This window comes from Azospirillum isscasi, from assembly GCF_030849505.1.
Lineage (GTDB): Bacteria > Pseudomonadota > Alphaproteobacteria > Azospirillales > Azospirillaceae > Azospirillum > Azospirillum isscasi.
Window position 1 is genome coordinate 1 of sequence record NZ_JAUJFI010000389.1, and the last position, 637, is coordinate 637.

At 38.9% G+C, this 637-nt stretch carries 1 protein-coding gene; it reads right to left on the reverse strand.

What is annotated here, in order from left to right:
- Window positions 1-141: 141 nt before the first annotated feature.
- Window positions 142-360 (reverse strand): guanine nucleotide-binding protein subunit gamma, encoded by a 219-nt coding sequence (locus QSG27_RS29135; RefSeq protein ID WP_306712372.1) that lies wholly within the window; start codon window positions 358-360, stop codon window positions 142-144.
- Window positions 361-637: the final 277 nt, after the last annotated feature.

Sequence of the window (637 nt, forward strand, 5' to 3'; positions counted from 1 at the left end):
TTTTTTTTTTTTTTTATTGCATCTTCATTTTTATTAAAACTTGAAGTTTATCAATTTAAACAACATATACAAGTTTAATTTTATAGAACAGTTTGCATTATCATTAAAATTCTAACTATTCTAAGAAATCTGCACCCCTGCCTAGGAAATCACACAGCCTCCCTTGAGCTCCTTGAAGGGATTTTTGTCCTCTGGAATCCCCTTCACTAGAGGGTCTTCTCTAGATCTTTCTTCAATATAATCTCTTACTTCTTCACAACATTTGGAAACCATCACTCTTTCCAGGGTCACTTCCTTCTTGAGCTGGTCCACCTCCATCTTCAACTTGTCCTTTTCTGTCAGGTCCTCGATGTTGATCACCGGCATCTTTTGTCAGGGAAGCTGCTTTTGGGTTTTCTTTCAAATTGCCTGTGATAACCAACTCCTCAAGAACAAACTCTCCGAACACTGCTCATTCCACACGCCAGGCTTAGGATTTTAAAGCTTCTTCATAATCTTCCCTAATGTGATTAAACTAAGCATTTCTCTTCCCACACCTGCCAGGAGATTTGAAGGGAGAGAACCATTTAGTCAGCTTGCAATATAAAGTAGTAATGCCCCTTCCTTTCTTCTGGCCTTTTGCAGTCTGAACTTCTCG